The following is a 4067-nucleotide window of genomic DNA, read 5'->3' on the forward strand; positions in this document are numbered from 1 at the left end:
TCGTCGGCGACCGGGTGACGGTCACCTGGTCGAGCGAGTGGGCGATGGTCGAGCTGAGCGCCTTCGACGTCACCAAGGCCTCGACCCTGGCGCTGGTGTGCGACGAGCTGGGGGTCGCCCCCGAGGACGTCGTCGCGTTCGGGGACATGCCGAACGACCTCGCGCTGCTGGAGTGGGCGGGCTCGTCCTACGCCATGGCGAACGCCCACCCGCTGGTGCGGGACATGGCCGACCACGTCGCCCCCGCCAACGACGACGACGGCGTCGCCACGGTCCTCGCCGGGCTCTTCGACCTCTGAGCCGGCCCGTAGAGTGTCCGCCATGTCACTGATCCGCCGCGTCCGTCCCGCCGCGGGCCGACAGACCCTGGTGGTGATGCTGCTGGCCATGGGCGGGGTCTTCCTGACCCAGCTGCCGGCCCATGCGTGCACCTGCGTCCAGCAGACGTTCAGCGACCAGACCGCCGCCGCCGACGTGGTCTTCACCGGGGTCGTCGACTCGGTCTCGGCGCCCAGCGGGGGCACGATCACCTACGCCGTCACCGCCGACCGCGTCTTCAAGGGCCGGCTCGGCGGCGAGGCCGTCGCGGTCACCAGTCCCGCGCAGCCGGCCGCCTGCGGGCTCGGGGAGCTGCCCGCCGACCGGCCCTACGTCTTCCTGGTCAGCCGCTCCGGCACCTCCTACACAGCCGAGTCCTGCGGTGGGTCCGCGCCGGTGTCGGCCGACGTCGGCGAGCGCGTCGGCCGGCTGCTCGGCGAGGGGGAGCCGGTGGAGCCGCCCGCCCCGCCGCAGAGCGCGACGTACACGAAGGTGGAGGGGGCCGAGCCCACGTCCCTGGCCCGGCTGGCCGCACCCGGCGCCGCGCTGGTGATCGTCGGCCTGCTCGGCCTGATGGTCGTACGCCGCCTCGGCAGGCGCTAGAGGTACATGCCCCCGGTGCCCGGGCCGGCGTCGTCGGGGCGCTGCTGGGGCGCCATGCCGGGCTGACCGGTGGGGTCCTGCGGGTGGCCGGCGCCGCCCGGCAGCGCCCGCCGCATCTGCTCCAGCTGGGAGCGCGAGGCCATCTGCTGGGCGTAGATCGCGGTCTGGATGCCGTGGAACAGTCCCTCCAGCCACCCGACCAGCTGCGCCTGCGCGATGCGCAGCTCGCCCTCGCTCGGCGTGCCGGCCTCGGTGAAGGGCAGCGAGAGCCGCTGGAGCTCCTCGACCAGCTCGGGGGCCAGGCCCGACTCGAGCTCGGCGATGGAGGCGGCGTGGATCTCCTTGAGGCGGTTGCGACTGGCCTCGTCGAGCGGGGCGGCCTTCACCTCCTCGAGCAGCTGGCGGATCATCGTGCCGATCCGCATCACCTTGGCCGGGTGCTCGACCAGCTCGGTGACGTGGCGGGGGCCCTCCCCCTCGCCGTCGCCGTCCGCCGCCTCGGCGGCCGCCCGCTCGACGGCCTGCTCGACCGACGCCGCGGGGACGGTGCCCACGGGCTGTCCGTCGGGTCCGATCACCAGCACGTGCCCCTCGGGGATCTGCTCGCTCATCCCCCCACCCTAGGACCTGTCTGGTCAGGCCACGGTGAGCAGGATCTTGCCGACGTGCCCGCTGTCGTCCATCAGCCGGTGCGCCTCGGCCACCCGCTCCAGCGGCATGGTCGCGTGCACCACCGGCCGCACGGAGCCGTCGGAGACCAGCGGCCACACGTGCTCGGCGACCGCCGCGCAGATCGCCGCCTTCTCCTCGACCGGACGGGCGCGCAGCGAGGTCGCGATCACCGCGGCCCGCTTGCGCAGCAGCTTGGCGATGTCGAGCTCGCCCTTCGTGCCGCCCTGCATGCCGATGATGACCAGGCGGCCCTCGGTGGCCAGGGCGTCGAGGTTCCGGCCGAGGTACTTCGCGCCCATGTTGTCCAGGATCACGTCGGCACCGTGGCCGTCCGTGACGTCGTCCACCACCTGCACGAAGTCCTCGTCGCGGTAGTTGATGGTCACGTCGGCGCCCAGCTCGGAGCAGACGGCGAGCTTCTCGGCCGAGCCCGCTGTCGTCAGCACCCGCGCGGACAGCGCACTGGCCAGCTGGATCGCCAGCGTGCCGATGCCGCCCGCCCCGCCGTGCACGAGGAACGTGTCCCCGGCCTGCAGGCCGGCCGTCATGAACACGTTCGACCACACCGTGCACGCCACCTCGGGCAGGGCCGCGGCGGTCACCAGGTCGATCCCCGCCGGCACCGGCATGAGCTGGCCCGCCGGCACGGCCACCCGCTCGGCGTACCCCCCACCGGCGAGGACGGCGCACACCTCGTCGCCCACCGACCATCCCTCCACCTCCGGGCCGAGCGCGACGATGCGGCCGCTGCACTCGAGGCCGATGATGTCGGACTCGCCCGGCGGCGGGGGGTAGTGGCCCTTCCGCTGCAAGGTGTCGGCCTTGTTGACGGCCGTGGCGACGGTCTCGACGAGCACCTCACCGGTGCGGGCGACCGGGTCGGGGGCCTCGCCCACGGACAGGACTTCGGGGCCTCCGGAACCGGAGGCGATCACGGCGCGCATGGCCCCCACCCTAGGGGAGCAGCACCGCACGGCCGGCGGGGGTCAGTCCTCGAACTCGTCGCTGGAGTGGTCGACGCCCGTGTCGTCGGGCAGGTCGTCGTCGATGTCGTCGGGGTCGCGGGCGTCCGCGGGCCGGTCCCACCCCTCCGCCAGCGCCTGCGCCCTGGCCGCCAGCTGCTCGACCCGCTCGGGGTCGGCGTCGTGGGTTGCGGCGGCGTACCCCAGCATGAAGGTGGTGATGGGTGCCGACCTCTCCTCGACCTGGTGCGCCGAGACCCGCGCGAGGTCGAGGACGAGGGCCTCGTCGACCTCGAGCTCGACGTCGAGGACGTCGGCCAGCTCGTCGATCCAGTCGTGCAGGTTCACGGACCCCACAGTTCCGGCTCGGACGCCCGGCCGCAAGCCCAAGATCGGCGCTCAGCCCCGGCGGTCGCGCAGGTCCGGCCGAGTGTCACGTCCATCGACTCAGGGTGGCAGGCTGGTGCCATGAGCGGACGGCTGCGGGTGACCCTGGTGCAGGAGGCCTCGACCCAGGACCCCGACCGCAACCGGGTCCGCCTGCGCGAGCTGGTCCCGGGCGACGCCGACCTGGTGGTGCTCCCGGAGGCCTTCCAGCGTGACTTCGGCGACATCGACAGCGACCTCGCGCCGTTCGGTGAGGACCTGGACGGGCCCTTCGGCTCGGAGGTCGCCGCGGTCGCGGCCGAGCGCGGCACCACCGTCGTGGCGGGCATGTTCGAGCGCGGCGGCGACGCCGGCCGGCCGTTCAACACGCTGCTGGTGCGCGGCGCCGCGGAGGCGTCGTACCGCAAGATCCACCTCTACGACTCCTTCGGCTACCGCGAGTCCGACCGGCTCTCGGCCGGGCCCGTGGAGCCGGTGACCTTTGCGCTCGGCGGCTTCACCGTCGGGCTGATGACCTGCTACGACCTGCGGTTCCCCGAGCTGGCACGCTCGCTGGTCGACGCGGGCGCAGACGTGCTCGTGGTGCCGTCGGCGTGGGTGGCGGGGGAGCGGAAGGTCGACCACTGGCGGACCCTCGTGCGCGCCCGGGCCATCGAGAACACGGTGTACGTCGTGGCGGCCGGGCAGCCGGCGCCGCGCTACTGCGGTCACTCGATGATCGTGGGTCCGCTCGGTGACGTGGTGGCCGAGGCGGGCCCCGACGCGGCCGTGGTGCGCGGCGTCCTGGACGCCTCCGCCGTCGCCGAGGCCCGTCGCACCAACCCGTCGTTGGCCAACCGCCGCGGGTAGCCTGTCTGCTCGTGCCCACACCCCCCGGCGGTCGTCGCGCCGCCACTCGCTCGCCGTCGCGCCTCCCGCGCACGCGGCCGAGGAGGGCGGGGGGCACGCCGACGGAGGAGAGGCCGCCGAGGCCGCCCCGGGAGTCGCCGCCCACGGCGCTCGTCGGCCGCGCCCCGCGGCTGCTGTGGTGGGCCCTGGTCGTCCTCGTCGGGGGCGTCGCCCTCGGCTGCGCCGTGGTGGAGATCGGGCCGTCGTGGCTCGACGGCGCCGGCGCCGTGGCGGTGG

General features: G+C 74.4%; 6 protein-coding genes and 1 pseudogene. 4 read left to right on the forward strand and 3 right to left on the reverse strand.

Going from position 1 to position 4067, the window contains the following annotated elements; translation table 11 throughout:
• Window positions 1-299, forward strand: a 299-nt coding sequence (locus QZX64_RS14500; protein ID WP_295661175.1) for an HAD family hydrolase, incomplete at its 5' end; no start/stop codon positions are given.
• Window positions 300-321: 22 nt separating this feature from the next.
• On the forward strand, window positions 322-921 hold the full coding sequence (locus tag QZX64_RS14505; protein WP_295661177.1) for a hypothetical protein: 600 nt from the start codon (window positions 322-324) through the stop codon (window positions 919-921).
• Here the strand turns inward: QZX64_RS14505 and QZX64_RS14510 are convergent.
• Genes QZX64_RS14510 through QZX64_RS14520 form a run of 3 tightly spaced genes read right to left on the reverse strand, consistent with a single transcriptional unit; the run spans window position 918 to window position 2903 of the window.
• Window positions 918-1532, reverse strand: a complete 615-nt coding sequence (locus QZX64_RS14510; RefSeq protein ID WP_295661179.1) for a bacterial proteasome activator family protein — start codon at window positions 1530-1532, stop codon at window positions 918-920. The two genes, QZX64_RS14505 and QZX64_RS14510, sit on opposite strands and share 4 nt — an antisense overlap.
• A gap of 24 nt (window positions 1533-1556) precedes the next feature.
• Window positions 1557-2537: an NAD(P)H-quinone oxidoreductase gene (locus QZX64_RS14515; protein ID WP_295661181.1), complete on the reverse strand. Its 981-nt coding sequence runs from the start codon at window positions 2535-2537 to the stop codon at window positions 1557-1559.
• Window positions 2538-2579: 42 nt separating this feature from the next.
• Window positions 2580-2903 (reverse strand): DUF6457 domain-containing protein, encoded by a 324-nt coding sequence (locus QZX64_RS14520; RefSeq protein WP_295661183.1) that lies wholly within the window; start codon window positions 2901-2903, stop codon window positions 2580-2582.
• A 120-nt stretch (window positions 2904-3023) separates the two neighbouring features.
• Here QZX64_RS14520 and QZX64_RS14525 point away from each other — a divergent pair, with 120 nt between their 5' ends.
• Together QZX64_RS14525 and QZX64_RS14530 are read left to right on the forward strand one after the other, a co-directional pair.
• Complete coding sequence (locus tag QZX64_RS14525; protein WP_295661185.1) at window positions 3024-3791, forward strand: carbon-nitrogen hydrolase family protein; 768 nt, start codon at window positions 3024-3026, stop codon at window positions 3789-3791.
• Between the two features lie 11 nt (window positions 3792-3802).
• Window positions 3803-4067, forward strand: a pseudogene (locus QZX64_RS14530) (hypothetical protein); the annotation flags it as partial.

The sequence above is a fragment of the uncultured Nocardioides sp. genome, assembly GCF_902805925.1.
Lineage (GTDB): Bacteria > Actinomycetota > Actinomycetes > Propionibacteriales > Nocardioidaceae > Nocardioides.

Excerpts from the sequence above, each read along its gene's own strand:
- QZX64_RS14515 (WP_295661181.1), bottom strand. The coding sequence starts at position 2,537 with ATGCGCGCCGTGATCGCCTCCGGTTCCGGAGGCCCCGAAGTCCTGTCC.
- QZX64_RS14525 (WP_295661185.1), top strand. The coding sequence starts at position 3,024 with ATGAGCGGACGGCTGCGGGTGACCCTGGTGCAGGAGGCCTCGACCCAG.
- QZX64_RS14510 (WP_295661179.1), bottom strand. The coding sequence starts at position 1,532 with ATGAGCGAGCAGATCCCCGAGGGGCACGTGCTGGTGATCGGACCCGAC.
- QZX64_RS14505 (WP_295661177.1), top strand. The coding sequence starts at position 322 with ATGTCACTGATCCGCCGCGTCCGTCCCGCCGCGGGCCGACAGACCCTG.